General features: G+C 65.4%; 33 protein-coding genes, 1 tRNA gene and 1 pseudogene. 10 read left to right on the top strand and 25 right to left on the bottom strand.

The genetic code is table 11. The features are described from left to right. Nucleotides 1-65: 65 nt before the first annotated feature. Genes OF829_RS12775 through OF829_RS12785 form a run of 3 tightly spaced genes read right to left on the bottom strand, consistent with a single transcriptional unit; the run spans nt 66 to nt 1,859 of the window. Entirely contained in the window at nt 66-1,175 is a 1,110-nt protein-coding gene (locus tag OF829_RS12775) for a tyrosine-type recombinase/integrase (protein WP_264940449.1), read from the bottom strand. Nucleotides 1,176-1,177: 2 nt separating this feature from the next. After that, nucleotides 1,178-1,657 (bottom strand): helix-turn-helix domain-containing protein, encoded by a 480-nt coding sequence (locus OF829_RS12780; RefSeq protein WP_264940450.1) that lies wholly within the window; start codon nt 1,655-1,657, stop codon nt 1,178-1,180. A 4-nt stretch (nt 1,658-1,661) separates the two neighbouring features. After that, nucleotides 1,662-1,859, bottom strand: a complete 198-nt coding sequence (locus OF829_RS12785) for a helix-turn-helix transcriptional regulator (protein WP_264940452.1) — start codon at nt 1,857-1,859, stop codon at nt 1,662-1,664. A gap of 153 nt (nt 1,860-2,012) precedes the next feature. On the opposite strand from OF829_RS12785, the gene OF829_RS12790 reads away from it, so the two are divergent. Both OF829_RS12790 and OF829_RS12795 read left to right on the top strand, forming a co-directional pair. Then, a complete protein-coding gene (locus OF829_RS12790) occupies nt 2,013-2,603 on the top strand; it encodes a hypothetical protein (protein ID WP_264940453.1) in 591 nt (196 codons plus the stop codon). A 10-nt stretch (nt 2,604-2,613) separates the two neighbouring features. Beyond that, on the top strand, nt 2,614-3,762 hold the full coding sequence (locus tag OF829_RS12795; protein ID WP_264940454.1) for a tyrosine-type recombinase/integrase: 1,149 nt from the start codon (nt 2,614-2,616) through the stop codon (nt 3,760-3,762). A gap of 21 nt (nt 3,763-3,783) precedes the next feature. Here the strand turns inward: OF829_RS12795 and OF829_RS12800 are convergent, their stop codons facing one another. Beyond that, a complete protein-coding gene (locus OF829_RS12800) occupies nt 3,784-4,428 on the bottom strand; it encodes an SOS response-associated peptidase (RefSeq protein ID WP_264940455.1) in 645 nt (214 codons plus the stop codon). 167 nt (nt 4,429-4,595) lie between these two features. Here OF829_RS12800 and plsY point away from each other — a divergent pair, with 167 nt between their 5' ends. Both plsY and OF829_RS12810 read left to right on the top strand, forming a co-directional pair. Further along, a complete protein-coding gene (gene plsY / locus OF829_RS12805; protein WP_264940456.1) occupies nt 4,596-5,258 on the top strand; it encodes a glycerol-3-phosphate 1-O-acyltransferase PlsY in 663 nt (220 codons plus the stop codon). 343 nt (nt 5,259-5,601) lie between these two features. Then, nucleotides 5,602-6,003, top strand: a complete 402-nt coding sequence (locus tag OF829_RS12810) for a hypothetical protein (RefSeq protein WP_264940457.1) — start codon at nt 5,602-5,604, stop codon at nt 6,001-6,003. 611 nt (nt 6,004-6,614) lie between these two features. On the opposite strand, the gene OF829_RS12815 is transcribed toward OF829_RS12810, so the two are convergent. Then, nucleotides 6,615-7,241, bottom strand: coding sequence for an SOS response-associated peptidase family protein (locus OF829_RS12815; protein WP_264940458.1), 627 nt, complete (start codon nt 7,239-7,241; stop codon nt 6,615-6,617). A gap of 92 nt (nt 7,242-7,333) precedes the next feature. On the opposite strand from OF829_RS12815, the gene OF829_RS12820 reads away from it, so the two are divergent. Beyond that, nucleotides 7,334-7,594 carry a hypothetical protein gene (locus tag OF829_RS12820; RefSeq protein WP_319951553.1) on the top strand — a complete coding sequence of 87 codons (261 nt, stop codon included), beginning with the start codon at nt 7,334-7,336 and terminating at the stop codon, nt 7,592-7,594. Then, a complete protein-coding gene (locus OF829_RS12825; protein WP_264940459.1) occupies nt 7,594-7,932 on the top strand; it encodes a hypothetical protein in 339 nt (112 codons plus the stop codon). The genes OF829_RS12820 and OF829_RS12825 overlap by 1 nt, the downstream gene beginning before the upstream one ends. Nucleotides 7,933-8,034: 102 nt before the next feature. On the opposite strand, the gene OF829_RS12830 is transcribed toward OF829_RS12825, so the two are convergent. From OF829_RS12830 to infA, 5 genes are all read right to left on the bottom strand, one after another. Continuing rightward, a tRNA-Phe gene (locus OF829_RS12830) sits at nt 8,035-8,110 on the bottom strand. Between the two features lie 52 nt (nt 8,111-8,162). Next, entirely contained in the window at nt 8,163-8,348 is a 186-nt protein-coding gene (locus tag OF829_RS12835) for a DNA gyrase inhibitor YacG (protein ID WP_264940460.1), read from the bottom strand. Beyond that, nucleotides 8,345-9,274, bottom strand: a complete 930-nt coding sequence (locus OF829_RS12840; RefSeq protein WP_264940461.1) for a ribonuclease E/G — start codon at nt 9,272-9,274, stop codon at nt 8,345-8,347. The genes OF829_RS12835 and OF829_RS12840 overlap by 4 nt, the downstream gene beginning before the upstream one ends. Then, entirely contained in the window at nt 9,267-9,836 is a 570-nt protein-coding gene (locus tag OF829_RS12845) for a Maf family protein (protein ID WP_264940534.1), read from the bottom strand. Before OF829_RS12845 ends, OF829_RS12840 begins: the two co-directional genes overlap by 8 nt. Before the next feature lie 10 nt (nt 9,837-9,846). Then, complete coding sequence (gene infA, locus OF829_RS12850) at nt 9,847-10,065, bottom strand: translation initiation factor IF-1 (protein WP_003049127.1); 219 nt, start codon at nt 10,063-10,065, stop codon at nt 9,847-9,849. Nucleotides 10,066-10,294: 229 nt separating this feature from the next. On the opposite strand from infA, the gene OF829_RS12855 reads away from it, so the two are divergent. Continuing rightward, nucleotides 10,295-10,480, top strand: a complete 186-nt coding sequence (locus OF829_RS12855; protein WP_264940467.1) for a hypothetical protein — start codon at nt 10,295-10,297, stop codon at nt 10,478-10,480. Here the strand turns inward: OF829_RS12855 and OF829_RS12860 are convergent. From OF829_RS12860 to hisG, 10 genes are all read right to left on the bottom strand, one after another. Continuing rightward, nucleotides 10,431-10,931 (bottom strand): helix-turn-helix domain-containing protein, encoded by a 501-nt coding sequence (locus OF829_RS12860; protein WP_264940468.1) that lies wholly within the window; start codon nt 10,929-10,931, stop codon nt 10,431-10,433. The two genes, OF829_RS12855 and OF829_RS12860, sit on opposite strands and share 50 nt — an antisense overlap. Beyond that, on the bottom strand, nt 10,909-11,808 hold the full coding sequence (locus OF829_RS12865; protein WP_264940469.1) for a phytanoyl-CoA dioxygenase family protein: 900 nt from the start codon (nt 11,806-11,808) through the stop codon (nt 10,909-10,911). The genes OF829_RS12860 and OF829_RS12865 overlap by 23 nt, the downstream gene beginning before the upstream one ends. Before the next feature lie 26 nt (nt 11,809-11,834). Continuing rightward, nucleotides 11,835-12,452 carry an acyl-homoserine-lactone synthase gene (locus OF829_RS12870; RefSeq protein WP_264940470.1) on the bottom strand — a complete coding sequence of 206 codons (618 nt, stop codon included), beginning with the start codon at nt 12,450-12,452 and terminating at the stop codon, nt 11,835-11,837. A 175-nt stretch (nt 12,453-12,627) separates the two neighbouring features. Further along, nucleotides 12,628-13,383: a LuxR family transcriptional regulator gene (locus tag OF829_RS12875; protein ID WP_264940471.1), complete on the bottom strand. Its 756-nt coding sequence runs from the start codon at nt 13,381-13,383 to the stop codon at nt 12,628-12,630. 368 nt (nt 13,384-13,751) lie between these two features. Continuing rightward, complete coding sequence (locus OF829_RS12880; protein WP_264940472.1) at nt 13,752-15,944, bottom strand: sodium-translocating pyrophosphatase; 2,193 nt, start codon at nt 15,942-15,944, stop codon at nt 13,752-13,754. Between the two features lie 120 nt (nt 15,945-16,064). Then, the gene (gene thiL / locus OF829_RS12885) at nt 16,065-16,952 is read right to left on the bottom strand and encodes a thiamine-phosphate kinase (RefSeq protein ID WP_264940473.1); all 888 of its coding nucleotides are present in this window, start codon (nt 16,950-16,952) and stop codon (nt 16,065-16,067) included. A 458-nt stretch (nt 16,953-17,410) separates the two neighbouring features. Then, on the bottom strand, nt 17,411-17,605 hold the full coding sequence (locus OF829_RS12890; RefSeq protein WP_264940474.1) for a hypothetical protein: 195 nt from the start codon (nt 17,603-17,605) through the stop codon (nt 17,411-17,413). 16 nt (nt 17,606-17,621) lie between these two features. After that, on the bottom strand, nt 17,622-18,083 hold the full coding sequence (gene nusB / locus OF829_RS12895) for a transcription antitermination factor NusB (RefSeq protein ID WP_264940475.1): 462 nt from the start codon (nt 18,081-18,083) through the stop codon (nt 17,622-17,624). A gap of 171 nt (nt 18,084-18,254) precedes the next feature. Beyond that, nucleotides 18,255-19,544, bottom strand: a complete 1,290-nt coding sequence (hisD, locus tag OF829_RS12900) for a histidinol dehydrogenase (protein WP_264940476.1) — start codon at nt 19,542-19,544, stop codon at nt 18,255-18,257. Then, nucleotides 19,541-20,191 carry an ATP phosphoribosyltransferase gene (hisG, locus tag OF829_RS12905; protein WP_264940477.1) on the bottom strand — a complete coding sequence of 217 codons (651 nt, stop codon included), beginning with the start codon at nt 20,189-20,191 and terminating at the stop codon, nt 19,541-19,543. Before hisG ends, hisD begins: the two co-directional genes overlap by 4 nt. Before the next feature lie 64 nt (nt 20,192-20,255). Between hisG and OF829_RS12910 the strand changes: the two genes are divergently transcribed. Continuing rightward, nucleotides 20,256-21,341: a DUF2332 domain-containing protein gene (locus OF829_RS12910; RefSeq protein ID WP_264940478.1), complete on the top strand. Its 1,086-nt coding sequence runs from the start codon at nt 20,256-20,258 to the stop codon at nt 21,339-21,341. 34 nt (nt 21,342-21,375) lie between these two features. Here OF829_RS12910 and OF829_RS12915 read toward each other — a convergent pair whose 3' ends face one another. After that, nucleotides 21,376-22,269: an alpha/beta fold hydrolase gene (locus tag OF829_RS12915; protein ID WP_264940479.1), complete on the bottom strand. Its 894-nt coding sequence runs from the start codon at nt 22,267-22,269 to the stop codon at nt 21,376-21,378. Nucleotides 22,270-22,468: 199 nt separating this feature from the next. On the opposite strand from OF829_RS12915, the gene OF829_RS12920 reads away from it, so the two are divergent. Further along, entirely contained in the window at nt 22,469-23,326 is an 858-nt protein-coding gene (locus tag OF829_RS12920; protein WP_264940480.1) for an aldo/keto reductase, read from the top strand. Nucleotides 23,327-23,332: 6 nt separating this feature from the next. Here the strand turns inward: OF829_RS12920 and OF829_RS12925 are convergent, their stop codons facing one another. From OF829_RS12925 to OF829_RS12935, 3 genes and pseudogenes are all read right to left on the bottom strand, one after another. Then, nucleotides 23,333-24,232 (bottom strand): pirin family protein, encoded by a 900-nt coding sequence (locus OF829_RS12925; RefSeq protein ID WP_264940481.1) that lies wholly within the window; start codon nt 24,230-24,232, stop codon nt 23,333-23,335. Between the two features lie 66 nt (nt 24,233-24,298). Continuing rightward, nucleotides 24,299-24,744: pseudogene (locus tag OF829_RS12930) on the bottom strand (NUDIX hydrolase). Continuing rightward, entirely contained in the window at nt 24,741-25,028 is a 288-nt protein-coding gene (locus OF829_RS12935) for a BolA family protein (protein ID WP_264940482.1), read from the bottom strand. The pseudogene OF829_RS12930 and the gene OF829_RS12935 overlap by 4 nt, the downstream one beginning before the upstream one ends. A gap of 105 nt (nt 25,029-25,133) precedes the next feature. Between OF829_RS12935 and OF829_RS12940 the strand changes: the two genes are divergently transcribed. Then, the gene (locus tag OF829_RS12940) at nt 25,134-25,691 is read left to right on the top strand and encodes a J domain-containing protein (protein WP_264940483.1); all 558 of its coding nucleotides are present in this window, start codon (nt 25,134-25,136) and stop codon (nt 25,689-25,691) included. 132 nt (nt 25,692-25,823) lie between these two features. Here OF829_RS12940 and OF829_RS12945 read toward each other — a convergent pair whose 3' ends face one another. Continuing rightward, nucleotides 25,824-26,486 carry a dihydrofolate reductase family protein gene (locus OF829_RS12945; protein WP_264940484.1) on the bottom strand — a complete coding sequence of 221 codons (663 nt, stop codon included), beginning with the start codon at nt 26,484-26,486 and terminating at the stop codon, nt 25,824-25,826. Nucleotides 26,487-26,498: the final 12 nt, after the last annotated feature.

Here is a 26,498-nt window from a genome sequence, read left to right on the forward strand (position 1 = left end):
GGATCAGGTAGCCCTAGGGAGCGCTCGAAGGGCGATCAATCCGATTGCGGCGGATGAACACGCGATCAGCCTAGCGAATGGGGCCGTCCCGCCTGCGCTGGCACGAGTTGTTCCAGCCGCCGGATGCGTTCGTCGAGAGAGACACCCGGCGTCTCCGCGCTAATTGATCGGATCAACTCCGCCTGGCGATAACCGGGTACGCTTCCGTAGCTTGTGAAGGTGGTGAGCACGTCGTCATGGCCGAGATTCTGTGACCACGCCTTGTATTCCTCGGGCGTCCGGCAGAGCTGCTGCCCCAGCCGAGCGAGGGTTGTCCGCACCGTGTGGGGATTGAAATAGGGTAGCCCGGCCGCCTCAAATGCCGATCTGAAAATGCGACGCACCGGCTCGGATGTGCTCCAATTTGCTCGTTCCAGTCCGATCGCGGTGAACCCGCCTTCCGGTCCCAATCCGATCTTTGTGGCCGGGAACAGCGGATCGCTGTCGCCCCAAAGCAAGGTGACACGCAGATACTTGATCCACTCTGTCACGATCGCCAGCGCGTTGCCGCCCACGGGGAGGAACCAAGTGGAGAAGGTCTTGGAGAATTTCGTATTCACATCGCGGGCGTCCTGATCCAAGCGCCCGGCCGCGAGATCGACATGCTTGAGTTTCAGCGAAACCAGCGCGCCATCGCGAGCACCAGTCAGAAGCGCGAAAGCAACCAGAGCCCGGTCGCGCATTTCCAAGTCGGTCGAGGCGGGCATGACGGAAATGACATGTTGCATTTGTTCAAGTGTCGGCGCTGGGCGTTCGCGGCGCGCGTGGGCAATGCGGACATCCTTTTCGGGCAGGTTGAAGAAATCAGCCTCCGAATAGCCGAAGCGCGATTTGTATCCCGGCTTGTCGGCCAGCCAGATGAAGAAAGACCGTAGCGCGCTCAGGGTCGAATGAACCGTCGCGCGGCTCAGCGGCTGGCCGGTGCGCGCCGATACCTGCTTGTTGAGCCGGTTCTTGAACGCGATGGCCTGGGCACGATGGAATGTCTTAAAATCCTTGTGCCCGGTCGATTCCTCGAACCCGCTCAGCGCGGCCGCCGCCTGATCGACAGAGGCAGTGTTGCGGCGCTGGGCCTCCCGCAGATACTCGAAATATTGGCGCTTGACCCGCTCGTTCGCGGCACAGTGTTTCGCCATGGCTACCGGCTCCTGCCTTTGTCACAGTTTGAGGGGGCTTCTGCGCACTCACCTATGCGTGACGGAGCCTGCGTCACCTGAACGTCGATTCCGGGCATAATCGCCGGGAGCGAGGCCAGCGAAGCGCGTCGGTGCATGAGGGTGCCACAGGTGCCGCAAAGCGCGCTCAGATTGCCGCTGGTCGCGTTTCTGGCGGAGTAATCCACCATGCCGAACGCGGGCGGCCGGGGCGTGCGGCACCGCAAGCAATAGAAATGACCGGGAGGGCAGGGGCGCTTGGCGGCGTTGCGTTCGCGTTCGAGAAACTCGCGCAGGACGCGACCTTGAAACAGGATCGGGCGGGAGCTGTCGATCGGCAACAGACCCCGCGTGCGCCATCCGCGAACGGTGTTCTTGTGGACTCCCAGCGCCCGGCTGATTTCCTCGATCGCGTAGCTGTGATGCAGCTTGATAAGCCGCGAGTTAAGGCGCTTCGCTGCCACTCGCCTAGCCGTTCTTGGGGGAGTTCGCCTGAGCAGTCGAGGACACCACCGGGAAGCTGCTCAGCCACGCGTCAAGGTCTTCACGCCGGTAGAAGACGCGGCCGCCAATCTTCTGGAATTTGGGACCGGTCCCGTGGCTCGCGTGCATGGCCAGCGTCTTGACCGCGAAGCCGGTGTAAAGCGCGGCATTGGGCCGATCCATGCGCCCATCGGGGAACGTGCGGACTTCAACGGACAGCATGGCAGTACCCTCTTTGTTCAAGAGGCAAACCCTTAATCAGCACCTGTATTGCATTACAACACAAAGTGGCTTAGACAGAACGCGATAGAACTGACGGCACGGGGATATGCGCGCATGGCCATCATTGCATCGGCGGACCAAGACCCGATCACCGGCGCTCGCCAAAAAGGCGGTGGCAAGCTGTCTCGGTCGGAAACCGTAACTGTTCGGCTCGACCCTAAGCTTAACTATCTCTGCGAGTTGGCGGCACGCGCCCAGCGCCGCACCAAGAGCAGCTTTATCGAATGGGCGATCGAAAATGCGCTCAAGAGCGTGGAAGTGCCGGGAACAGAGGATTTCAACGGCCTCCGCAACATCGATTCCCTCAGCGGGGATTTGTGGGACGTTGACGAGGCGGATCGTGTCGCGGCGCTGGCGTTTGGCGCGCGGTATTTGATGACCCACGACGAACAATTGATCTGGAAACTCGTGACGTCGAACGGAGCGCTTTGGCGCGGGCATTACGATGCGAAAGACGGCACGTGGAAATGGCACACGCTGCCGACGAGTCTGATCCCCGATCGACTCCGCGAACATTGGGATGTGCTCAAGGGTGTCGCCTTGGGCCAGCGTTCAAAGGACGATCTTCCAACATGGCAGCGCGTCAGGCCGGGCTTCGGCTCCGGCGGCTTTGGTGACGACCTCAGCGATGACGTCCCCTTCTAGGAGTTGACCCGTGGCGACGTTCCAAAAGCTGACCCGCGCCAATGTTAAGGCGCTCAAGCCCGGTCACAAGATCAGCGAGCAGGGCATCACGTTCGAGCGTCTGGGCAATGGCGACGGCGTCTATTCGATCAACATCATGGTCGATCGCCAGCGCATCCACCGCGTCATCGGGCGCGAAAGCGACGGCACCACGCGGACGCAGGCAGAGATATTCATCGAAACGACGCGCACCGCCGCGCGCGAGGATCGGCTGGCGCTGCCTAAGGGGCGCAAAGTCGCGCTGTCCTTCGCGGATGCGGGCGCGCGTTACATCACGAAGCTGCGCGAGTCCGGTGGTAGGTGCATAGACCGGAAGGAACGCCAGTTAGCGATCCACCTGAACCCATTCTTTGGATCGTCGCCACTCAACAAAGTCTCCAGCTTCGATATCGCTCGCTACCGGAAGCATCGCATTGCGGCCGGTGCCGCCGAGGCGACGATCAACCGCGAACTCGCGGTCGTGTCGCACCTGTACGGCAAGGCGAACGAGTGGGGCTGGACCATGCATCGCCCAAAGATCGAGCGCTTCAAAGAGGACAAGGGCCGGATCGTCTATCTGACCCCTGAGCAATGCCAGCGGGTAATCGAAGAGGCGCGGCACGACCTGAGCCCGCACATCTATCCCTTCACGGTGATAGCTCTCTCCACGTCGATGCGCATGAGTGAAATCCTGAGCATGACCCGCGAGCATGTGGACGTGCAGCGCAAGCGCATCTTCATTCCGGACGCCAAGGCGGGCGCACGCGACCAGCCGATCACAACCGAGCTGGCAACCTTCCTCGCTGCCCATATTGAGGCGCTGCCCAAAGGCTCCGAATGGCTCTTCCCCTCGATCGCAAGCAAAAGCGGGCGGCTGGCCACGATCCGCAAGGCGCATCGGCGCGTTGTGAAGGCGGCTGGGCTCGATCCCGATGTGGTCGTTCGCCACACCTTCCGGCACACCGCGATCACGCACCTAGTCCAGGCGGGCGTTGACCTGCCGACCGTGCAGAAGATTAGCGGCCACAAGACGCTCGCGATGGTCGGGCGCTACGCCCACGCCAACGGCGCACATATCGATGCGGCGATGGACAAGCTGGAAGGCCGCATTGGCTTGGGGATTGGTGAAATTGCTGCCTAAGCCGGGCGGGCGGGAGTAGCCCTAGAGAAGGGCAGGCTGCTCAGGGGTGCGGCGCTTTACCCAAGGCTCGTTCGTGCGGGTCATTTCGATCAGCTCGTCAGGGAAGCAGCGCGACTGAAACCCGATAATGTCATCAAAGCTGCCACGCAGCCACTGATCGTATTCGTGCGGGTGGAGCAGGACGGGCATGCGGTCATGCACAGGGCGGATCGCCTCGTTGCAATCGGTCATCACGCCTGAATAGACCGGGCCCCATTCGGCGCTGTCGCGCCACAGGCCCGCCCACGCGAAAATCGGCTGATCCTTCACGTTGAACCAAGTGCGGGTCTTGCTGCCCTTTTCGCCTTCCGCCTCGGCGAAGTGAGTCAGCGGGATCAGGCAGCGCCATTCCGGCTTGCGGGCAAGACCGATCCACATGCCCTTGTTCAGGTCCGCGATGTTGTTGACAGGCTTGGGTTTGGCCGTGGGACTCATTGTCTTGAGCCGTAGCGGGAAGCCCCAGACCATCGATTGAAGGATGCGCTCGCCTTCGGCCTCGCGCACCACCATGCCCGGCGTGCCGGGATAGACTTCTTCCGGCGCGTTCGATCCGAAGCTGTCATCCTTCGCGCGGAAAAAAGCCGCCACTTCCTCGCGGCTTTTGCGGGTCGTGTAGAGGTTGCACATCAGGGTATCGTAGCGCGGATCGCCGCCCAGCCCTAGATCGCCCGGACGAGCCGCAGCGAAAAGAGCGGTCGTTCGGCTTTCGACCCAGAGCCGGTCGTCCGGAGGTTGGAATGTTGCTACTCAAAGCCGACCTGGTGCTAGGCCAATTGCCGAGAAGGGGACTACGGATGGCAGCTTGGATCGCCTGCAACGTCTTGGCCGGCGTGATCGCATATTTGATTGGCTCGATCCCGACGGGGTACTGGATGGGTAAGCTCCACGGGATCGACATACGGGAGCACGGCTCCAAGTCGATTGGCGCTACGAACGTCCTGCGAACGCTCGGAGCAGCGCCTGCCTTGGCTACACTGTCGATCGATCTGCTCAAGGGCATTGCTTCTGTCGTCCTTGCTCGCTCCCTTCTCTCGCTACCGGCGGTAACCGCCACCAAGCCGGCGATCATCGACATCAGCATCTGGTTGCCTTGGGCCATCCTTGGCGCAGCGCTGCTGGCCATCCTGGGCCATAGCCGGTCGATTTTCATCGGGTTCAGCGGCGGGAAATCGGCAGCGACCGGATTGGGCGTGCTGCTGGCAGTATCGTGGCAAGTCGGGCTAGGGACAGCGATCTGCTTTCTCGTCGTTCTAGCGGTGTCGCGGATAGTCTCGCTGAGCTCAATTGTGGCTGCGATAGTTGCGGTCGTGCTCATGCTGGCGCTTCACCAGCCGATCGCCTTCTCAATGATGACGATAATCGGTGCGGCCTACGTCGTGGTGCGTCATCTAGCGAATGTCCGTCGGCTGTTCGCGGGCACCGAGCCACAAATTGGGCAGCCGGAAATGGGTCCGTGAGCGGAAGTCAGGTCGGCACCTGCCAGTTCAAAAGCTGCGTTCTAACAGGCCAGTTCGGTTACCAACGGCCGCTTTCAGCCCGCTTGTTCCCGGAAGCGACCTGTCGCCTATCCACCCAATTGCGGACGCTCGCGCCTGATCGCATCGCGCCAAATGCGGTCGGGCCGCTACCGACCCAGTTGCGGTCGTTTCAGCGAAGCGATACCCACAAGTCGGAGACGCATGCATCCGCCGGAGAGACGTAGTGGGAAGCTCGTGGGTTGGGCGAGGGCAGGAAATCCCAGAGGACCAACAGTCTCCATGGTTGGGAATAACCTATGGATTCTGGGTCAAGGATGGACCGTTGGAAATTTGGCTCGCGGCGCTGGGGCAAATGATTGACGAAACGGAAGATGCTCCGCAATGGCTCAAGACCCTGCGAGCCGAATGGAATGACGGCGCTCAAGGCGCGGGCTGCGTCTATACCGGTCTGGAAGAGCACGTCCCAAACAGTGAGAGAGCGAGCGTTCTCCGCAGCTTCGTGATCCGGACAGTCGAGCGGCTGCTCGCCCATAAGGGTGACTACTTCGAGGCCTTTCCCGATACACTGCGATGCGAGGATATGTCGCCGCTGAGCCTCGCGCCATTGCAACTTACTGCAAAGCTGGGTGTGATCGAGATTGGCAATGCTTTTGCACGGTTGCTGTCGGATGAAATCCGCAGTGGCGAGCACGGCTCGTTCGCATGGGGTTGGGGTCCCCAGTAACGCGGCGTGGTTTCGTCCGCTTCCCACCCAATCTTGGTCGTTCGCTCGCCGATCGCGCCGCACCAAAAGCAACCCGACCGGAAACGACCCGATAACAGCCGTCTAAACAGCCATCGCCTTACTCGGAAGCGGACGGTTCGTTAGGCATCGTCCGCCGTCACTTGGCTAAGGGACGTGAACAATCTCAGCTCAAAACCGCGATCGTTTCGCAAGGATTATCGCAACGAGAATCGGCGGGATAAACATTATTGGCGCCTGTACCCAGCCCTTAAAACATAAGGCAACAAGGAAACTGATGAAGAGTACGATGCCGGTGATCGCACCATTGGCAATCTCCTCGTCCTTCTTCGTGTAAGCTTCTGAGTCATCAACTTGATATTTAAATCGACCTGTCTTGAAACCGCAAGCGTTAACGCGGCTACAGCTGTAATTTGCACTGCTGTTGACCATCCCGCAATTTCCGCACTTATATGGCATATGGCCCTCTCGCCTTCATGATCGGGAAGGTATCCTGGGCCCCGTCGCAAGTCACCCTGCAATCGCTTCACAAGCGACGGTTCTGATCTGAAGGCCGCCTTTCCGCAATCCACCCATTTCCGGTCGTTCCGGTCCTAGAGCAGGGCCTGTTGGCGGGCGTTGGTCGGCAGACCTTCGCCACGCCAGCGGTCAATGGTTTCATCAATGATCATGCGGCTGGCCGCGAACGGCGCACGGAATTGAAACTCAATCACATCCTCGATCGAGCCCATGAACCAACGTTCGACCTCCTGGGGTTCGAGCAGCACGGGCATGCGGTCATTGGTCGGCATGACGGCGCTGTTCGCGTCCATCGTCATTCCAGCATAGACCGGGCCGAGATCAGGCATGTTCCGGCAGAATCCGGCCCACGCCATGACGGGCTGACCCTTCACAGAAAACCATGTCCGCGTCTTCGCGCCGGACGGCCCGTCCGGGTTCGCAAAATGCGTGATGGGGATGATGCAGCGATAGCGCGGCTCGACCACCATCTCACTCCACATAGGATTGGTCAGGTCCGCAACGAGGCCGATCTTGTCCGGGCCGTCATCTCTGGATCGCACGGGCCGGGGGAAGCCCCAGCGCATGACGCGCAATGATCGCCCGCGTTCAGTGTTGAGAATGACCGCGCCCTTGAGCCCTTCAACGGTCTGCTCTGGCACTACTATGTCCTGCGGCCAGTTAGCGGCGAAGGGCAGCGCGAGTTCTCGGGGCGAAGCCATGAAACAGTGAAGCCGGGACATCGATTTGCGACCTGTGCGACTCGGGTAATGGGCGGCTTGTACCTTGCGAACGAAAAGAGAACAAATATCTTGTGGCGGACACCGTGTTGGATTTATCAATCCTGTCCTTCGAGTCGCATCACGGACAAACTGACATGCAGCATGACCCCTGCCTGCGCGCCGCCGCGCGCGCCATATACGACGCCGTCTATCCCAGCGAGGAATGGACCCCGGTGGAATTCGAGGACGCCGAGAAATACGGGACTGAGCATTACCGCCGCGCGGTCGAGGCGGCGCAGACGGCACGGCCCCTGTTTTTGGCCGGGCATGTGGAGCAGCCGACGCTGTTCTGATGGACAGGCGCGGCGACAATCTTGCCGACGAGTGGCCGCCCCTGCGCACCATCACAGACCTGGCCCTGCGCAAATGGCACGTCCGGCTGACCTGCCCAGACTGCAAACATGTGCGCGTAATGAGCGGCGCAGGCATGTGGTATCTCTTCGACCGCAAGCGTTGGCCCGACGACATCCCGAGCGCGCGCAAGCGCTTCTATTGCTCGCTCTGCCGCTGTAACCGGCGCGTGAAGATCAGGCCGCAGATCGACAAGACGCACGACACGCCGACGGGACCTAAGCTGCCCGACCCCAGTGACTATGATTGGAAGAAGCTCATTGCCCGATATCGGAGCTAACCCGGTCCCGCCAGAATCGGCAAAATTCAGCCCTGATTACACAGGAATTACACCAGCAGTTTCAGTCGCTGGGTGCGTATTTCACTAAGTGATTGAAAAGAATGGTGCCCGGGGACGGAGTCGAACCGCCGACACTGCGATTTTCAGTCGCATGCTCTACCAACTGAGCTACCCGGGCCCTACCGGCAAGGCCGGTGAGGATGGCTCCGGCGAGCGCCGGAAGGGGGCTCTTAGTCGCGGTCCCCGGCGCTGTCCAGCCCGCTTTGCGCCTCGGGATCGACGCTTTCGCCGGGGACGCGATAGCCCTCGCCCAGCCATTGCAGCAAGTCGCGATCCTTGCAGCCGCGGCCGCAAAACGGCTTGTGCGCCGGATCGGTCGGTTTGCCGCACACCGGACAATCGGCTCGCTTGTTCACCTCGCCTGCTCCTTCAGCGTCACCGGCCCGCCCATCCGGCGCGCCAGCTCCTCGGTCCATTCGGGATGCGCCGCGATCGCGCGGAGCACCCGTCCGCTCAGCATATGGGAAGCCGGGAGCGGCGGGGGAAGGCGCTCGATCCGCCTCAGTGCAGCGCGTGCTTCCGCCCCCGCCGGATCGGCGCGGAGCAGCTCGGGGAGCGAGGCGCGCGCACGGCGGCGGACGATCTGGAGGAAGCCGAAGCCATTGACCGCGGTCCGCTCGAACGGCTGGGGCAGCGCGGCGTCGATCGCCTCGGCGACCTTGAGCCGCGCGTCGCGATTGGCGAGGGTCGGGAAGTCCACCCCGATCGACCCGCCGATCCCGTGGCGGAGGATTGCCGCGGCAACCGCGGGCGCGGCGGCGAGCGCCAGCGCCTCGGGGGTGCCGCCGCCATCGACATCGAACAGGGTCATGGCGGGAGTGACCGACATCAGCAGCATGCCGCCGGCGAAGGCGATTTCGCCGGTCACCGCCTCCTCCAGCGTTTCGGACCAGCCCGCGGCTTCGAGCGCGTCGGCTTCATGCGCGCGGACGATGCGGACCGGCAGGCCGGTCGCGGTGATTCGGGCGTGCAGGCCGGGGCCCTGCGCAAGCGGCTTGTCGGTGGCGACGGCCTTGGGCAGCTTGGTGCGGCCCGGCTCGGGGATCGCCTCGCGGACGATCTCGACGCTTAGCCGCGCGCCTTCGCTCACCCCGCTTGGGACCATGCCGAGCAGCACATCGCCGTCGCCCAGTTCGACGCGCTTGTCCGCGCGGAGGCGGCCCTCGGCAACGGTGCCGACGCGCAGCCCCTCAAGCTCGATCCGCGCCTTCAGGATGACGCCGTCTTCGACAAGCGCCGCGCGGGCCTCGCCGATGCCGGCCTCGTAGCGCCACTCAGCCAAACGGATAGCCTGCGGACATCAGCATCGCCCGGGTCTCGAACACCGGCAGCCCCACCACGCCCGAATGACTGCCCGCAAGGAAGCGCACGAACCCTTCGGCGCGCCCCTGGATGGCATAGCCGCCGGCCTTGCCCATGCCCTCGCCGCTGGCGACATAGGCGTCGATTTCCTGGGGCGTCAGCCGCTTGAAGGTCACGACCGTATCCGAGAGCCGCGTTCGCGCCTTGCCGTCCAGCCCGATCAGGCAGACCGCAGAGAGGCAATGATGTCGCCGCCCCGACAGCAGCGCGAGCATCCGGCGCAGATCGGCCTCGTCCTCGGGCTTGCCCAGGATGCGGCGGCCGACCGCGATGGTGGTGTCGCCCGCAAGCACGATCTCGTCCGCGGCGCGGGGCACGGCATGCGCCTTGCCGGTGGCGATGCGCAGCACATAGGGGCGCGGGAGTTCGCCCCGCAGCGGGTCTTCGTCGATGTCCGGCGCGTCGATTCGCGCAGGGACGACGCCGATCCGCGCGAGAAGGTCGCGCCGGCGGGGTGAGGTGGAGGCGAGGACGAGCCTGATGGCCCGCGCCTTATTTGAAGCGGTAGGTGATACGGCCCTTGGTCAGGTCGTAGGGCGTCAGCTCGACGAGCACTTCGTCGCCGACCAGCACGCGGATGCGGTTCTTGCGCATCTTGCCGGCGGTATGGCCGAGGATCTCGTGATCATTCTCCAGCCGGACGCGGAACATGGCGTTGGGGAGGAGCTCCACAACCTGTCCGCGCATTTCAAGCAGCTCTTCTTTCGCCAAAAAACACCCCATAGGCTCGCAAAAAGTCGCGGTGCCTTACTCCGCAATCACGCAAAAGGGAAGGTGGGGCCGCAGGCTATGGCCAAGCCCGGGTTCGCGGCCGGAATATCGCTAACTGTCTCTTGCCGGAACGATCCGGAAAACGCCTAAATTGTTTCGTTGGCGAAGACGTGGGAAAGACGGCATCCTGTTACCGCATTGAAATACCCGTTCCCGAAAAGGCCGTGCAATGAAGGAAGACACCAAGGCGCGCACCGGGGCCTCCGGCGGCGAACCGCTGAAGGCCCTCAAGGCACGGCTGCACGAATGCGTGCGCGATCTCGACCGGCTGGAGCTGCATCACCCCGCGGCCCTGGTCTGCATGGCTATCGACCGGCTAGACCAAACATCAGACGATCCCGCATCATTCGGTTGAGCAGGTCGGTCATGGCGTTGCGGGCCTTGTCCGACAGCCGCACATAGACGCGGCGCGCATCGCTCCGGCATTCGTCGCGCACCACCAGCCCCTTGGCAGTCATCTCCTTGATGTAGCGCAGCGCGCTCGACGAGGGCGCGCGCGAAGCCGCGCAGGCGCGGCTGACGCTCACCTTCTCGCCGTCCGCGGCCGAGGCATAGAGTTCGAGCATCAGATCCCACATCGGATCGGCGAACAGCTCGGCGCCCAGCGCCCCGTCGCGAATCCGCCGCTCGTCATAGAGGTGCCGCGCGAAGCTGCCGAGATCGAGCGGGGTCGAGGACACCATCTGCGGGTCATTCTCCGCGGCGGGCGCCGCGAGGAAGCTGCGGACGATCTCGAGCGCGGTCGAGGGGGCCTGAAGGCCGGCGCGGCGCACGCGGCGCAGCTTAGCGGGTGCGTGTGTGGCCATGTTCTGCATAATAGCGGCTAGCTACCTCCTGGAATTCGACAAGCGCGTCGACCGCGCCGGTGGCGTTTGCGTCCCCGTCTTCGAGCAGCGTCATCGGCGAGCGTGCTTCGAAATTATTGAGATTGGGCGGGAGCTGGCGGTAACCGACCAGCTCGGCGAGTTCCTTCGAGAAGGTGCGCGCGATCTCGGGCGGATAGGCCAGATACTGGTTCTCATACTGCTTGAGCCAGGCCTGGGAGTAGGCGACCGCCATGCCGCGGCGGATCTCGTCGCTCGAATTCTCGCCCTGGCCGTGCAGCGTCGCGCCCAGCCAGACGACGCAGTCGCCGGGCTCCATCTCGGCCGAGATGCACCGTTCGTTGGGCACCCAGGCCTCGCGGTCGCCGAGATGGCTGCCGCGCCAGATCCGGGTCGCGCCGGTCTGCGTCGTGAAGCGCGTGAACGGCCAGATGACGTTGACCATATATTCGATCTGGCCCTTGGGGCCCGGCCACATATCCTCGTCGCGGTGCGGCAGCTGCGCCGGCGCGCCGGGATGGACGGCGATGCCCTGGGTCAGGTTGAGCTGGATGCCGTTGCCATGCGGCCCCAATATCTGTTCGGCGATGCCGAGCACGGTGGGGTTCTGGATCAGCGTGGCGCTGTGCTGCGAGCGGATCAGCGCCCGGCCGAAGCGCTTGGTGTGCGATCCGAAAAAGGCGCCCTGGCTGAAGGGCGTCTCGGCGAAGGGCGCGGCGAAATCGGCATCGAGCGCCTCGATCACCGCGCGATCGGCCACGCCGCGCAGGATGACATAGCCCTCCCTCGCCATCTCGGCGCAGGCCGCAGCCACGTCGGCGCTGGGCGCCTCGGGCTGGAGTTTGGGGAATGCGAGCATCGTTCTTCTCTCCTTGGCGACCGGAGTTATGCGGCGATCGGAATCGGGTTGGCGAAGTGCAGCGTCTCGTGCTCGTAGCGGCCCGAACGGCGCAGCAGCTGCGGGGTGGCGGTGTCGATCTCGATCATCAGCGCGCCGGCGGGATGCTGGGCGCCGAGATCGGGCAGGCCGAGCGGCTTCACCCGCCAGCCGGTCGCGAAGAGATTGCTCATCCGGCTGACATGCGCGACCGCGGTATAGGCGGTGAGCCCGCTCACCAGCGCATATTCGGTGAGCGCGGTCGCGAGCAGCCGCCGCGCCCGGAGGCGGATCTCGCCGCGGTGGCGGGGCGAAATGCAGAAGCGCGAAATCTCGCGGATATCCTCGCCCGAGGGCACGTCGCCCTCGACCAGATCGGAGAAGACCGCGCCCAGCAGGTGCGGCCGATCGGTGCGCAGCAGGCGCAGCGAGGCGATATGATCGTCGCCTTGCGCGAAGATCAGATATTCGGCCTGGGCGCCGTCGAACTCGTCGCGCTCCGAAACCGCGTCGTGCGGCACATCCCATTTGAGCAGATCGACGAACACGCGCTTGCGGTCCGCGAACATCGACGCGATCAGCCGCTCATGGGCTGGATGATCAAGGCCTTGCACCGCGTGGAGCATGCGTCCCTCCCTCTTGCTGGGTCGGGTTTCACCATGCGCGCGGGGGCGAGTCCTGGCACCCCGCCATTACAGGGGGGATTTTGGGAAAATCGGGATGTTTTCGGGTTTTAGCAGCGCGAAAAAGGGTGTGGCGGCGCTCGCGGCACCCTTTCATCGGCGCGCGTTGGTCGAAAGCCTATTGCATCGTTTCCGCGAGGCAAAGATGCCCGTCGAACAGCGCGCGGGTTACCATCTGCGAGCGCCGCGTGACGCCGAGCGATACCTTGGCTTCGTCGATATAGCCATTGACCGTGCTCTCCTTGAGCCCGAGCACGGTGGCGATCTCCCAATCGGTCTTGCCCTGGGCGACCAGCACCAGGCAGTCGCGCTGGCGCGGGCTGAGCTTGACCGGCTCGGCGCGGCGGACGATGCCGATCTGGCGCAGCCATAGCTGGCGCGCGGCCTCATAGGCGAAGCTGCCCACCATATGCGCCATGGGCAGATTGTGGATGGGAAGCGGCGTGTTCGGCCCCACCGCGAAATTGCACGAGCCGGTGGCTTCGCCCGGGATGTTGGCGGGGACGGTGAAGCCGTCGGCGATGCCCTCGCGCCGGCCGCATTCGAGCACGCGCAGCTGCGCGCGCGTGAGCGGCACCATCCGGGGAATCTCGCTCCACTGAAAGCCGAGCGCGGTGCGGCGGGCGGCGCGGATCACCGGATCGAAGCGGTTGAAATTCTCGGCGAAGAAAACCTCGAGCCAGCCCATCGGATAGTTGGAGATCGCCAGCGCCTGGGCCTTTTGCCAGTCCCAGTCGCGGACGTGTTGGAACAGCGAATAGGTCTCGAAGCCCATTTCCACCGTCACCGCCTCCATCAGGCGACGCAGGTCATCGGCCGTCGCACTGGCGCGCGCCTGTTCGATGAAGGCGTGGACGTCTTCCAAACGGGGCACGTGCGCAGTTCCCCTGTTGCGATCCCGTGGCCAAGAATAGGCGATAGTGTTGCTATTGATCAAGCGGAACCAACATTTGCTGCAGCTTTTGCTGTCCCGATCCGAAACTACCCTGTTTTCCGTATCTTGGGTGAAGGCGTGGATTGCCCCATTTTGGGTATTTTTCCCTCTTCCGCCATTTTGGATGATTCTTTAATAAGACTCCAAATCCCCAGCGGGAAAACCCTGCGGGTCGCGGGCCAGGCTATTTCGGTAGCCTGGCCCTTTTACATGGATTTCCTCAATTCGATTCGATCAAGAAACGAAAACGCCGCCGTCCCGCGGGTGCGGAACGGCGGCGCTTGCGTCGCCCAAGACCGACTCGGGGATCAGCCCACGGCTTGCGCCGCCAGCGCGGCGAGCAGCAGCAGCGCCACGATATTGGTGATCTTGATCATCGGGTTCACGGCCGGGCCCGCGGTGTCCTTGTAGGGATCGCCCACCGTATCGCCGGTCACGGCGGCCTTATGGGCTTCGCTGCCCTTGCCGCCGTAATTGCCGTCCTCGATATATTTCTTGGCATTGTCCCACGCGCCGCCGCCCGAGGTCATCGAGATGGCGACGAACAGGCCGGAGACGATCACGCCGAGCAGCATCGCGCCGAGCGCCGCGAAGCCTTCCGATTTGCCGGCGACGGCGGCGATCAGGAAATAGACTGCGACCGGGCTGACGACCGGGAGCAGCGAGGGTATGATCATCTCCTTGATCGCCGCCTTGGTGACGATGTCCACGGTACGGGCATAGTTGGGGCGGCTGGTGCCCGCCATGATGCCCGGATTCTCCTTGAACTGGGTGCGGACGTCCTCGACGACCGAACCCGCCGCACGGCCCACCGCGGTCATGCCGAACGCGCCGAACAGATAGGGCAGCAGCGCGCCCAGCAGCAGCCCGACGATGATGTACGGATTGCTGAGCGAGAAGTTGACCGGGCCGGTCAGCCCGAGCTGGGTCTGATAGTGCTCGAGATCGGTGGTGTAGGCGCCGAACAGCACCAGCGCGGCGAGCGCGGCCGAGCCGATCGCATAGCCCTTGGTCACCGCCTTGGTGGTGTTGCCGACCGCGTCGAGCGCGTCGGTGCGGTGGCGGACCTCGTCGTCAAGGCCGGCCATTTCGGCAATGCCGCCGGCATTGTCGGTGACCGGGCCATAGGCGTCGAGCGCCACCACCATGCCCGCGAGCGCGAGCAGCGAGGTGGCGGCGAACGCCACGCCGATGATCCCGGCGAGCTGATAGGTCGCGATCACCGCGACGACGATCACGAGGGTCGGCAGCGCGGTCGATTCGAGGCTGATCGCGAGGCCCTGGATGACGTTGGTGCCATGGCCGGTCTCCGAAGCCTTGGCGATCGACCTGACCGGGCGATAGTTGGTGCCGGTGTAATATTCGGTGATCCACACCAGCAGGCCGGTCACCGCGAGGCCGATCAGCATGCAGTAGAACAGGCTCATGGCGGTATAGCCGGCGGTGAGCGCGTCGGCGGTACCCGCGACGAACTCGGCGTCGGTCGCGATCTCGCCGATCTTCACCGCACCGAGATCGCCGAAGAACTGGCCGGTGAGCACGTAGCTGGTGGCGACATAGATGGCCGGGACCGAGAGGATCGCGGTGGTCCAGAAGCCCTTGTAGAGCGCCCCCATGATCGACTGGCTGGAGCCGAGACGGACCATATAGGTGCCGATGATCGAGGTGATGATGCACACGCCGCCGACGATCAGCGGGAGCGACATCAGCTTGAGCAGCATCTCGCCGCCCACGCCGTTGAGCAGCAGCGCGATCGAGACCATGGTGAGGCCGAGCGTGACGACATAGGTCTCGAACAGATCGGCGGCCATGCCCGCGCAGTCGCCGACATTGTCGCCGACATTGTCGGCGATCACGGCGGGGTTGCGGGGATCGTCCTCGGGGATGCCGGCTTCGACCTTGCCGACCAGATCGGCGCCGACATCGGCGGCCTTGGTGAAGATGCCGCCGCCCAGACGCGCGAAGATCGAGATCAGCGAGGCGCCGAAGGCGAGCGCGGTGAGCGCGGCGATGATCTGCCGGCGGCCTTCCTCATCGGCGAGATCGAGCCCGCTGACCGAGAGCAGATACCAGAAGATGCCGGCGATCGAGAGCAGGCCGAGGCCCGCGACGAGCATGCCGGTGATCGCGCCCGAGCGGAAGGCGAGCGTCAGGCCGCCCTGCAGCGAGGTGCGTGCGGCCTCCGCGGTGCGGACATTTGCGCGCACCGAAATGTGCATGCCGACGAAACCGGCGACGCCCGAAAGCACGGCGCCGATCAGGAAGCAGATCGTCGACGCGGTCCCGAGCGTGAAGAACAGGATGACCGCGACGATCGCGCCGACAATGGCGATGGTGCGGTATTGCCGGGCGAGATAGGCCATCGCGCCTTCCTGGATGGCGGCGGCGATGTCCTGCATCTTTTCGTTGCCGGCGGGTGCCTTGAGCACCTGCATCGAGGTGAAGATGCCATAGAGTACGGCGATCACGCCGCACGCAAGGGCGATGTAGACGATTTCCATCTGGTTGAAGTCCTTCCCCTGAACCTTATTGCGGGCCTCACGCCAGGACAGGCGGATTCCCGATCAAGGGGGACCCTATAAAGACGCGACCGCTGAGCGCAAGCTGCGGCGAAACCGCGACTATCGTGCGTGGAGATAGCCGAGCCGGGCCGGAAGCGGCACCGGTAGGCCCTTGTCGGTGAGGCTGAGCCCGCTGCCGGGCATGAAGCCGCCGATCCGCGTCGCGGGCACCGGCGGCTCGAAATCCGCGGGTGCGGCGAAGAGCAGTTCGTAATCGTCGCCGGCGGTCGCGGCCGCGAGCGGATCGCTCAGATGCGGCGAGAGCGGAACCAAAGCGAGGTCGATCTCCACCGCCAGCCCGCTCGCCTGCGCCATCCGCGAGGCATCGATCAGCAGTCCGTCGGACACGTCCATCATCGCATGGACATGAGGCGCGAGCGCGCGGCCCTCGGCAAGGCGCGGGGTGGGGCGCAGATAGCGTTCGAGCAGGATGGCCGGCCCCTCGGCCCCCCGCGCGATCGCGAGCCCCGCGCCCGCATCGCCGATCGTACCGGTCACCCACAGCGCGTCGCCCGGCTCCGCGCCGGACCGCGACGGCACCGGCACATGGGTGGCGCGGCCGAGCGCGGTGCACGAGAAAACCTCGCCCGCCCCGTCGAGCGGCGCGATCGTGTCCCCGCCGAGCAGCGGGGTATCGAAATGCGAAAGCGCGACATGCAGCCCGGTCACGAAGGCCTTGGCCGATCGCGCCAGGCTCGCCCCGATCAGCACCCCCACCGGCTCGGCCCCCTTGGCGGCGAGATCGGAGAGGTTCACCGCGACCAGCTTCCACGCGACATCGGCGCGGTCGTCGCCCCCGCGGAAATGCACATCCTCCGCGATCATGTCATGCGTGAGGATCAGGCATTCGTCCCCGAACGGCAGCACCGCCGCATCGTCGAGCAGGCCCCGCGCGCCCAGATGGAGCGGGAGCGCGCGGAGCGCCGCGATGAATTCGGCCTCGTTCATGATATTCCTCCCTCGCAGGGCACCTGCGGGGGAGGGGGACCGCCGCGAAGCGGTGGTGGAGGGGGTTTCACCATTTGCCTTGGGGCGTGCCGGTGACGGTGAGCCCCCTCCGTCACCCGCCTTCGGCGGGCGCCACCTCCCCCGCTCTGCGAGCGGGGGAGGAATAAGAAAGGAGCCGCCTCGTTCACTTAGGGCCTGTACCCATAAGCCGCGTGTGCCGTGATCGCCCGGAGAGGGGCGCTGGCAAGGAAGGTCGCGCAGTCGCCTGCCGGTGCCAGGCGCAAGCGGCCTGACGCAGTCCAGCGCCCCTCTCCGGGCGACCCCTTCGGGGCGGGCGTCTTTTGGCGCACAGCGGCGTCGCGCGTCGATCACGATGGATACCCATCGCTCTCTCCTTGCTCCTACCTGTGCGCCAAAATACGCTCCGTCCCGGCATACGCGGCTTATGGGTACAGGCCCTAATCATTATCGACATCGGCATTGTCGCCGACCGCTTCGTTCTCGATCGCTTTCGCCTGATCCGCCTGCTCATTCTCGAGCTGGTCCTCGACCACGCTCTCATTGGGCTGCGCGTCGTTGGCGGCGGGTTCGGGGGGAGGGGCCTGGCATCCGGCGAGCGTGAGGACGGCCAGTCCGGTGATCAGCAAGCGCATCCTTTCCCCTTTCCAATCAGGCGCGTACTTCCTTCGCTACCGCATCGAGCAGCCCGTTGACGAAGCCTTTTTCGCGGCGGTCGTAAAAGGCGTCGGCGACGTCGAGATATTCGCTGATCGCGGCACCCGTGGGAATATCGGCGCGCGCGAGCAGCTCATAGGTGCCCGCGCGCAAGATCTGGCGCATCGGCTTGTCGAGCCGATCCATGCTCCAGTCGGACGATAGCTTCGAGGCGATGATCCGGTCGATCTCGCCGCGGCGCGCATCGACGCCCTTGACGATATCGTCGAAGAAATCGGCGTCGGCTTGCGTATATTCGACACCCTCGATCGTCGCGCCCAGCCGGTGCTGGTGGAATTCGTGGAGCAATTGCGGGATCGGCGTCCCCTCCATCTCGCGCTGATAGAGCGCCTGCACGGCGGCAAGCCGCGCGGCGGAGCGGGCCTTGGAACGGGTCTTGGCTTTGGGGCTGGGCATGATTCGGTGTCCCTTACTCCGTTCGGGCGCGGAGTACATCGCCGGCGTTTCTGTTCCGTCATCCTGAACTTGTTTCAGGATCCACGGCAAAGCGGGCGAAGACGTCGCCGGTGGAGGGGTGGATGCTGAAACACGTTCAGCATGACGGCATTTGAGTTTGATGGCGCCGGGTCAGGTGTTCAAACGGATCGCGACCGACCTGGCATGCGCCGGCAGCCCCTCGGCCTCGGCGAGCGCGACCGCGGCAGGGCCGATCGCGGCGAGGCCGGCGGCGTCCATGCCGAGAAACGAGGTGCGTTTCATATAGTCGAGCACCGACAGGCCCGAGGCGAAACGCGCGCGGCGGCCGGTGGGGAGGACGTGGTTGGGGCCCGCGACATAGTCGCCGATCGCCTCGGGGGTATGGCGGCCGAGGAACACCGAGCCGGCATGGTGGACGCGCTCGAACAGCGATTCGGCGTCGTCGCAGGCCAGCTCGAGATGCTCGGGTGCGAGGCGGTCGATGAGGGGAAGTGCCTCGGCAAGCGTCTCCACGACGATGATCGCGCCATTGGCGTCCCAGCTGGCGCGGGCGGTGGCTTCGGTCGCGAGTTCGCCGATCTGGCGGTCGACCACCGCCGCCACTCGGTCCGCGAAGGCCGCATCGTCGGTGAACAGGATCGACTGGCTGGTCGGGTCGTGCTCGGCCTGGCTGAGCAGGTCGGCGGCGATCCATTCGGGGTCGTTGTTCGCGTCCGCCACCACGACGATCTCGCTCGGCCCCGCGACCATGTCGATGCCCACCACGCCATAAAGCTGGCGCTTGGCTTCGGCGACCCAGGCATTGCCGGGGCCGGTGACGACATCGACGGGCACGATGCTCGCGGTGCCATAGGCGAGCGCGGCGATCGCCTGCGCGCCGCCGATCCGCCACACCTCGTCCACCCCCGCGATATGCGCCGCGGCGAGGACGAGCGGGTTGACTTCGCCATTGGGGGTCGGCGTGACCATCACCAGCCGGCCCACCCCCGCGGCCCTGGCGGGGAGCGCGTTCATGAGCACCGAACTGGGATAGGCCGCGCGGCCGCCGGGGACATAAATTCCCGCCGCATCGACCGGGCGCCAGCGCGCGCCGAGGCGGATGCCCTGGGCGTCGATGCTGTCGCTGTCCTCGGGCTTCTGCTTGATATGATAGGCGGCGATGCGTTCGGCGGCGAGTTCGAGCGCGTCGCGAAGGCGCGGTTCGAGCCCTTCCCATGCCGCGAGGCAATCGGCGCGGTCGATCCGCCAGCCGGTCGCGTCGAGGTCGTGCTTGTCGAAAAGCTTGGTCAGCTCGCGGATCGCGGTGTCGCCTTCGTCGCGGACGCGCTTGATGATGTGGGTGACATTCTTCGCCACATCGTCATCGGCCTCGCGCCGGGCGTTGACCAAGGCGGTGAAGGCGGCGTCGAAATCCGCGTCCGTCGTCGAAAGGCGGATCATGCGACGGCCTTGCGGAAGGCGTCGACCAGCGGGACGACCTCGGCCGCGCGCGTCTTGAACGCCGCGCGGTTGACGATCAGGCGCGAGGTGACCTCGGCGATCACCTCGACCTCGACCAGCCCATTTTCCTTGAGCGTCCGGCCCGAGGAGACGAGGTCGACGATCCGCGGCGCCAGCCCCAGCACCGGCGCCAGCTCCATCGCGCCGTTGAGCTTGATGCACTCCGCCTGCACCCCGCGCCGCTCGAAATGGGCGCGGGTGACGTGCGGATATTTGGTGGCGATGCGGACATGGCTCCAGCCGCGCGGATCGTCCTTCTCGGCCATGTCGGCGGGCTCGGCGACCGACAGGCGGCAATGGCCGATGCCGAGATCGACGGGGGCGTAGAGCTCCGAATAGGCGAACTCGGCGAGCACGTCGGATCCGACGATGCCGAGCTGCGCGGCGCCATGCGCGACGAAGGTGGCGACGTCGAACGCGCGGACGCGGATCAGGTCGATCGCGGGGCTGTTGGTCCTGAAGCGGAGCGCGCGGCTGCCCTCGTCGGCGAAGGCCGGTTCGGGGATGATTCCCACATGCGCGAGCACGGGCAGGCATTCTTCGAGAATGCGCCCCTTTGGCACGGCGAGGATCAGCGGCTCCGGCATGGCGAGCGGGGCTTTACTTGGGGGGTGCCTCGGGCGCAACAGACCGGCGCGGAGGTTATTCTGTATGGCCAGTGAGGAAAATAATCGCGGGGCGTTTCGCATCCAGGAATTCTACTGCCGCAAGATGGACGCGCCGATCTATGCCGACATCTGCGCCGCGATCGCCGACGGGCTGACCCGCGAGAGCCGGACGGGCGCGCGGGTGCTCGACTGGGACGGCGAGCCGACGCGCGATGCGCTGCCGCTGCGGCTGATCGGCGGGCTGCACGCGCTCGTGCGAGCCGGGGCGGATACCGAGCTGGCCTCGGTCTTTGCGGGCAATGTTTCGGCGGAGGCGCTCAACCGGGTGCTGGTCCGCCACGACGCGGCTTTGCTGCCCTGGCTCGTCGGGCCGCCCCAGACCAACGAGCCGGGCCGTTCGGGCGCGCTGATCGTCGGGCTGCTCGAAATCGCGCGGCGGCACGGGCCCAGGATCGAGATCATCGAGATCGGATCGAGCGGCGGGCTCAACCTGCTGATCGGCCGCTACCGCTTCGATCTGGGCGGGGCGATGCTGGGGCCGGAGGAGTCGCCGGTGAAGATCGCGCCCGAATGGCGCGGCAATACGCCTGCGATCCCGACCATCGAGATCGTCTCCGCGCGCGGCTGCGACATCCAGCCGCTCGACGTCACCGATCCCGCGGTGGAGGCGCGGCTGGCGGCCTATGTCTGGGCGGAAAAGCCCGAGCGGCTGGCGCGGCTCGAAAACGCGATCGGGATGATCCGCGAGCGCGGCATCGATCTCGTCGCGTCGGACGCCGCGCCCTGGGTCGAGGCCCGCCTCGCCGAGCCGCAGGAGGCCGGGGTGACGCGGGTGCTGATGCATTCGGTCGTCTGGCAATATCTGCCCGACGAGTCGCAGCAGCGCATCCGCGCCGCGATGGCCGAAGCGGGCGAACGCGCCACTGCCGAACGCCCGCTCGCCTGGGTGACGATGGAGCCCGACCGGGCGCTGGGCGAGCAGGTGATCAGCGTGAAGAGCTGGCCGGGGCATGGCGAATGGGACGTGGTCGCGACGGCGCATGCGCACGCCGCCTGGGTCCAGCCCGGCGGGCGGAGCGAGGGGGAGGAGGGCGTATACCTCGACGCGGCGGCGCGCGTGACCGTCTGACCGTTTCAGTTCCCCTGCCCTCGCAGGGGAACAACTAGGTTTCGCGGACTGAAAGCCAAGCCCGCATCGCCGCGTTGACGGCGTCGGGCTTCTCCCACGGCACGAAATGGCCGGCATCCTCGATCTTCACCACGGTGAGATCGGGGACGAGCGCGTCGAGCCCCTCGAGCTGGACCGGCAGCAGCGCCTTGTCGCCCATGCCCCAGATCACCAGCGTGGGCTGCGTCACCGGCGGGAAGGGGCCGTTCACCCATGCGGGCGCTTCGGTTTCCTCGCCGGTTTCGGGCACCACGATGCTGCTGCCGCGGTACCAGTTGAGCATCGCGGTCATCGCGCCCGGCTGGCTCCACTCGTCGATATAGTTCGCCTTTTCGGGCGCCAGCAGCGCGGGATCGGCGTGGCGGACGAAGGTGGTATCGAAAAAGCCTTCGATCCCAATCCGTTCGATGAAGGTGTCGATCTCCGGATTGCGGAAGGCGCGGATATACTGGCTCGCCTCGCGCTGGCCCGATCCGTCGAACATGCTGCGCTGGAAGACGAGCGGGTGCGGCGCGTTGAGGATGATCAGCCGCGCGACCCGGCCGGGATTCTGCAGCGCCCCCATCCAGGCGATCGCGCCGCCCCAGTCATGGCCGATCAGGGTGAAGTTGCCGAGGCCGAGATGATCGGCGAGCGCGATCATGTCGCCGACGGGTTTGTCGGGGGAATAGTTCCCCACGCCCTCGGGCTTGGACGAGCGCGCGAAGCCGCGCTGATCGGGCGCGATCACATAATGGTCGCGCGCGAACTCGGCGATCTGGTGGCGCCAGGTGCGGTGCGATTCGGGGAAGCCGTGGAGGAAGAGCAAGGCGGGGTTGGCGGGATCGCCCGCGATGGCGACGTCGAGCGTGACGCCGGTGGAGAGGGGGATGCGCTGGAGGCCGGTCATCTGTTCTTCTCCCCTTGCCCTGTGGCCGCGGCGGGTTGCCGATTGCAACCGGGTTTAGGGCTTGGGCGCGGAATTTGGAATGTCGCGGCGAACGGATACTCGACAGCCGGGCGGCGGCGCACGAAAGAGCGGATCGTGCGGGGCGGCGCAACCGTTGACGCGCAGTTCGCAGACTCATCGAGCACAGTGAAGGACGGCGATGACCGGCAAGATTCCCGCAGTAACCCTGAACAATGGCGTGGAAATGCCGATGCTCGGCTTCGGCGTCTTCCAGGTGCCCGACCCGGCCGAGTGCGAGCGCAGCGTCCGCGACGCAATCGATGCCGGGTACCGGCTCCTCGACACCGCCGCCTCCTACGGCAACGAAGCGGCTGTCGGCGAAGCGATCAGGACCCATGGCATCGACCGTCGCGAATTGTTCGTCACGACCAAGCTGTGGGTGCAGGACGCAAGCTATGAGAAGGCCAAGGCCGCGTTCGAACGATCGCTCGACAAGCTCCAGCTCGACTATCTCGACCTGTATCTGATTCACCAGCCTTACGGCGACGTCTACGGCGCATGGCGGGCGATGGAGGAACTGCACCGCGGCGGCCGCATTCGCGCGATCGGCGTCAGCAACTTCTATCCCGACCGGCTGGTGGACTTCGTCCTTCACAACAAGGTCGCCCCGGCGGTGAACCAGATCGAGATCCATCCCTTCCACCAGCAGCACGACGCGCTGGGCGTCCTGGGCGAATACAAGGTCCAGGCCGAAGCCTGGGGGCCGTTCGCGGAGGGCAGGAACGGGCTCTTCACCAACGACATGCTGGAGGCGATCGGCAGGAGGCATGGCAAGACCGTCGCCCAGATCGTCCTGCGCTGGCTGTTCCAGCGCGGCATCGTTGCCATCCCCAAATCGGTCCGCAAGGAGCGGATGGCGGAGAATTTCGCGATCTTCGATTTTGAGCTCGGCGAGGCGGACATGGCCGCGATCTCGACGCTCGACCAGAAGGCGAGCAGCTTCTTCGATCACCGCGATCCGGAAAAAGTGAAGTGGCTTGGAACGCGCACCCTCTAGCGCGCGTCAGGGATAGCTCACGGTCAGCGGGACTTCGGGGATCGGGATGAATTCCTTGTCGTCGCCGGGCACCTTGGGGAAAAGCCCTGCCTTCCAATCGGCCTTGGCCTGCTCGATGCGGTCGCGGCTCGACGAGACGAAATTCCACCAGACATGGCGCGGGGTCGCGAAGGCCTCGCCGCCGCACAGGATCACCCGGCCGCCGGTCTCCGAACGCAGCGTCGCGGCGATGCCGGGGCGCAGCACATAGAGCGTGGTGGGGGCAAGCGGCAGCCCATCGAGGCTCGCCTCGCCCACCGCGACATAGAGCGCGCGCTCGTCCGCGCCGGGGTCGATGGGCATGCTCGCGCCGGGCGCCAGCGCGATATCGGCATAGATGGTGCCGGCATAGGTGGTGGTGGGGGCGGAGGCGCCCCACAGATCGCCCATGATCACCCGCGCGGTGGCGCCGCCGGCCTCGATCACGGGAAGATCGGTGGCGGGGACATGCTCGAAGGCGGGATCGATTTCCTCGAAGCGTTCGGGCAGCGCGATCCAGGTCTGGATGCCCGACAGTTCGGGCCCCCCGGCGCGCTCCCCGGCGGGCGAGCGCTCCGAATGGACGATGCCGTGCCCCGCGGTCATCAGGTTGACCGCGCCCGGCTCGATCGTCGCGAAGGTGCCCAGCGAATCGCGATGGTCGATCGCGCCCGCATAGAGATAGGTGACGGTGGCGAGGTTGATATGCGGGTGCGGCCGCACATCGATCCCCGTGCCGGTCGCCAGATGCGCCGGCCCCATCTGATCGAAGAACACGAACGGCCCCACCATCGTCCGCGGGCGCGAGGGCAAGGTACGGTGGACCTTGAACCCGCCCAGATCATGGGTGGTGGGCTCGATGGTTTGGATGAACATGTCGTCGGTCATGGTGTCGCTCCGTTCATCGCGGAGATATCGCGCCCGGCGGTCGCCGAACAGCTACGGATTGGAAAGTCAGCTTTTCGGTTCACCGACTTGTGCAAGCATCCCAACCAAATCTTCGGGAAAGATCGTCTCGGGCCAGGTGCGATCTCGCCGCGGGCGAACCAGCGATGCTCCTGCATCACCCGCCGTTCCAGCTCGGTATGGTTCGCCGTGTCGATCGCGCAATCGCCCGCGCGGACGAGGAAATAGCGCTCGTCGGCGATGACGGGGACATCTTCCAGCGTGACGAACTCGACCACCCTGCGCAGCATCTCCTCGCCGCAATCGAGATCGAGCCCGGTTTCCTCGCGCAGTTCGCGCCGGGCCGCCTGGGCATAGCTCTCGCCCGGGTCGATCGCCCCGCCCGGCGTCGCCCAGAAGGCGGGGCGGTCGCCCGCGTCGAAGCGGAACAGCAGCACGCGCCCCGCATCGTCGAGCAGCAGGATGCGCGCGGCGGGGCGCTCGGCGACGGTCATGCCTCTCCCGGTGCGCGGGCCTTGATCGCCAGCGCGTGGATGCGCGTCGCGAGCAGGTCGGCGAGCGCGGTGTTGATCAGCCGCTGGCGCTGGACGCGGTTCAGCCCCGCGAATGCCGGGGCCTCGACCACCACCGTCCAGTGCGATTCGCCGGTGCCGTCGTCGCCGCTATGGCCGGCATGGTGATGGCTGTCGTTGATGACTTCCAGACGCGTCGGGCCGAGTGCCGATGCGAGGCGGGCGGCGATGATTTCGGATAGCGGCGCGGTGGCAGGCAAGGTCATTGCGCCTATATAGGGCGATTGTTCGAGAGAGGTAGCGTGGCGGACAGCCAATCCAGAAAAGACCGGGCCCCAAAGGATCGACCCCATGCCCGCTTCCACGGCCGCGTGGAGGCGAAAGGGCGGCTGTGCGCCGAACCCGGCTGCGACCAGCCCGGCGAGTTCCGTGCGCCGCCGCTGGAGGGCGCGCGAGGCGTGGGCGACGGCCCCGCTCCCTATCGCTGGCTGTGCCTCGATCATGTCCGCGAATTCAATGCGGGCTATAATTTCTTCAAGGGCATGAGCACCGAGGAGATCCACGACGCGCAACGCCCCTTCGCGGGATGGGAGCGCGAGACGCGGGCGTTCAACGCCAGCGGCGGCGCGGACCGCCCGCCGCGCTGGGCGGACTTCTCCGATCCGCTCGATGCGATCCAGGCGCGCTTCCGCGACCGCATGCCGGTCGAGCGCAAGGACGGGCGGCCCTTGTCGGGCGCGGACCGCGAGGCGCTGCGCACGCTCGAACTGGAGGTCGATGCCGACCGGATGGCGCTGAGGCGGCGCTATTCGGAACTGGTGCGCAAATTCCATCCCGACCGCAACGGCGGCGACCGCAGCTACGAAACCGCGCTGGCGAAGGTGATCGCGGCGTACCAGCAGCTCAAGGGTTCGCCGGCATTTGCTTGAACTCATTCCTCCCCGGAACGGGGAGGTGGCATGCGCAGCATGACGGAGGGGGCTTTCAACGGGCGATAACGCTCGTGGAAAGCCCCCTCCACCGCCCTTGGTGGTTCCCCTCCCCGTGCCGGGGAGGATTATCTACCCCTCCGCCTTCATCCGCGCCTGCCGGGCCACTTCGCGTTCGCTCGGTTCCTTCTGCTGGAAGCTCCCGATCGGCACCTCGCCTGCGGGTTCGTAGGTCGTCATGGTGACGCCGGTGGTCGAGACCTCGTGGCTCACCAGCTTCATCGCGAAGCCGGGCGTGGCGGGACCGAACAGGCGCTTGCCGGTGCCGAGCACGACCGGGAAGGTCATCACGAACAGCCGGTCGATCAGTCCCGCCGCGAAGAGCTGCGGGTAGAGCGTGGTGCTGCCCTGGATGAGGATGTCCGGCCCATCGCCCGCCTTGATCGCCGCGACCGCGTCGATCGTCGGGACATGGTGGCTGTTCTGCCATTCGAGCGGGGCGTCGCTATGGGTGACGACGTACTTGTTCGCCGCGTCGAACGCCGCGCCTATGGGCTCGTCCTCGCCGACATAGGGCCAGTGCGCCGCGAAGATCTCATAGGTCTTGCGGCCGAGCAGCAGGTCGAACGGTCCGCCGAACAACCCGCCCATCGCATTGCCCATCGCCTCGTCCCAGAAGCTGAAGGACCAGCCGCCATAGGGGAAGCCGCCGGTCCAGTCCTCGGTCGGGCCGCCCGGCGCCTGCATCACCCCGTCGAGCGACTGGAAGGCGCCACCGATGATCTTACGTGCCATGTCGCGCGCCCC

Source organism: Sphingomonas caeni (assembly GCF_026013415.1).
Lineage (GTDB): Bacteria > Pseudomonadota > Alphaproteobacteria > Sphingomonadales > Sphingomonadaceae > Sphingomonas > Sphingomonas caeni.

Coding starts and splice junctions, on each gene's coding strand:
- OF829_RS12870 (WP_264940470.1), bottom strand. CDS start 12,452: ATGCTCCACGCGGTGCAAGGCCTTGATCATCCAGCCCATGAGCGGCTG.
- OF829_RS12800 (WP_264940455.1), bottom strand. CDS start 4,428: ATGTGCAACCTCTACACGACCCGCAAAAGCCGCGAGGAAGTGGCGGCT.
- OF829_RS12825 (WP_264940459.1), top strand. CDS start 7,594: ATGGACAGGCGCGGCGACAATCTTGCCGACGAGTGGCCGCCCCTGCGC.
- OF829_RS12890 (WP_264940474.1), bottom strand. CDS start 17,605: ATGCGCTTGCTGATCACCGGACTGGCCGTCCTCACGCTCGCCGGATGC.
- hisG (WP_264940477.1), bottom strand. CDS start 20,191: ATGCCGGAGCCGCTGATCCTCGCCGTGCCAAAGGGGCGCATTCTCGAA.
- OF829_RS12910 (WP_264940478.1), top strand. CDS start 20,256: ATGGCCAGTGAGGAAAATAATCGCGGGGCGTTTCGCATCCAGGAATTC.
- hisD (WP_264940476.1), bottom strand. CDS start 19,544: ATGATCCGCCTTTCGACGACGGACGCGGATTTCGACGCCGCCTTCACC.
- plsY (WP_264940456.1), top strand. CDS start 4,596: ATGGCAGCTTGGATCGCCTGCAACGTCTTGGCCGGCGTGATCGCATAT.
- OF829_RS12790 (WP_264940453.1), top strand. CDS start 2,013: ATGGCCATCATTGCATCGGCGGACCAAGACCCGATCACCGGCGCTCGC.
- thiL (WP_264940473.1), bottom strand. CDS start 16,952: ATGAACGAGGCCGAATTCATCGCGGCGCTCCGCGCGCTCCCGCTCCAT.
- OF829_RS12925 (WP_264940481.1), bottom strand. CDS start 24,232: ATGACCGACGACATGTTCATCCAAACCATCGAGCCCACCACCCATGAT.
- OF829_RS12775 (WP_264940449.1), bottom strand. CDS start 1,175: ATGGCGAAACACTGTGCCGCGAACGAGCGGGTCAAGCGCCAATATTTC.
- OF829_RS12920 (WP_264940480.1), top strand. CDS start 22,469: ATGACCGGCAAGATTCCCGCAGTAACCCTGAACAATGGCGTGGAAATG.
- OF829_RS12865 (WP_264940469.1), bottom strand. CDS start 11,808: ATGCTCGCATTCCCCAAACTCCAGCCCGAGGCGCCCAGCGCCGACGTG.
- OF829_RS12915 (WP_264940479.1), bottom strand. CDS start 22,269: ATGACCGGCCTCCAGCGCATCCCCCTCTCCACCGGCGTCACGCTCGAC.
- OF829_RS12880 (WP_264940472.1), bottom strand. CDS start 15,944: ATGGAAATCGTCTACATCGCCCTTGCGTGCGGCGTGATCGCCGTACTC.
- OF829_RS12935 (WP_264940482.1), bottom strand. CDS start 25,028: ATGACCTTGCCTGCCACCGCGCCGCTATCCGAAATCATCGCCGCCCGC.
- OF829_RS12855 (WP_264940467.1), top strand. CDS start 10,295: ATGAAGGAAGACACCAAGGCGCGCACCGGGGCCTCCGGCGGCGAACCG.
- OF829_RS12815 (WP_264940458.1), bottom strand. CDS start 7,241: ATGGCTTCGCCCCGAGAACTCGCGCTGCCCTTCGCCGCTAACTGGCCG.
- OF829_RS12945 (WP_264940484.1), bottom strand. CDS start 26,486: ATGGCACGTAAGATCATCGGTGGCGCCTTCCAGTCGCTCGACGGGGTG.
- nusB (WP_264940475.1), bottom strand. CDS start 18,083: ATGCCCAGCCCCAAAGCCAAGACCCGTTCCAAGGCCCGCTCCGCCGCG.
- OF829_RS12785 (WP_264940452.1), bottom strand. CDS start 1,859: ATGGATCGGCCCAATGCCGCGCTTTACACCGGCTTCGCGGTCAAGACG.
- OF829_RS12860 (WP_264940468.1), bottom strand. CDS start 10,931: ATGGCCACACACGCACCCGCTAAGCTGCGCCGCGTGCGCCGCGCCGGC.